General features: G+C 64.7%; 1 protein-coding gene and 1 pseudogene. Both read left to right on the top strand.

Features of this window, described 5'->3' with window-relative positions:
* Positions 1-42: 42 nt before the first annotated feature.
* Positions 43-240: pseudogene (locus BSK43_RS00030) on the top strand (LysR family transcriptional regulator); the annotation flags it as partial.
* Between the two features lie 37 nt (positions 241-277).
* On the top strand, positions 278-1042 hold a 765-nt coding region (locus BSK43_RS00025; RefSeq protein WP_281406589.1), incomplete at its 3' end, for a glutamate--tRNA ligase family protein.

The raw sequence follows: 1042 nt of genomic DNA, 5'->3' as shown, positions 1-1042 counted from the left end.
CCGGCATTGCCGCGCTACCGGCGCTGATCTGCGCGGAGAGCGTGCACAGCCGGGCGTCTGGTGCGTTTGCTGGCGGACGTGCCGCTGCCGGTCGGCGAACTGTACGCGGTCTATCCTTCGCGGCGTTTCCAGGCGATGAAGGTCAAGGCCTTCCTCGATTTCCTGATCAGCCGCCTGCCGGCCGACACCGGTCGTTTACTGGAGCCGGAGGCGGCCCGCCTGATAACATCGCGCCCCTGAATTTCCGTTTTAACTTCCGCTTGGCAAGAGAGTCTCCATGACCACTGTTCGTACTCGCATCGCCCCGTCGCCGACGGGCGACCCGCACGTCGGTACCGCATACATCGCGCTGTTCAACTGTGCTTCGCGCGTCAGCATGGCGGTCAGTTCATCCTGCGCATCGAGGACACCGACCAGCTGCGTTCGACGCGGGAGTCCGAGCAGCAGATCTTTCGACGCCTGCGCTGGCTCGGCATCGAATGGGACGAGGGCCCGGACGTCGGCGGCCCGCCATGGTCCGTACCGGCAGAGCGAGCGCGGACACATCTACAAGAAGTATTCGGACGAACTGGTCGAGAAGGGTCATGCCTTCACTGCTTCTGCACGCCCGAGCGCCTCGATGCGGTTCGCGCCGAGCAGATGGCGCGCAAGGAAACCCCGCGCTACGACGGCCACTGCATGCACCTGCCGAAGGATGAGGTGCAGCGCGCGTCGCCGCCGGCGATCCCATGTCACCCGCATGAAGGTGCCGACCGAGGGCGTCTGCGTGGTGCCGGACATGCTCCGCGGCGATGTGGAGATTCCGTGGGATCGCATGGACATGCAGGTGCTGATGAAGGCCGACGGCCTGCCCACCTACTTCCTCGCCAACGTGGTCGACGACCATCTGATGGGCATCACCCACGTCCTGCGCGGCGAAGAGTGGCTGCCGTCAGCGCCCAAGCTGATCAAGCTCTATGAGTATTTTGGCTGGGAGCAGCCGCAGCTGTGCTACATGCCGCTGCTGCGCAACCCGGACAAGAGCAAGCTGTCCAAGCGCAAG

It is taken from the genome of Rhizobium sp. P44RR-XXIV (assembly GCF_001999485.2).
In the GTDB taxonomy this organism is placed as follows: Bacteria; Pseudomonadota; Alphaproteobacteria; order Rhizobiales; family Rhizobiaceae; genus Rhizobium.
Note: the sequence above shows the minus strand (reverse complement) of the source record. Positions and strands in the feature narration are given on the sequence as shown.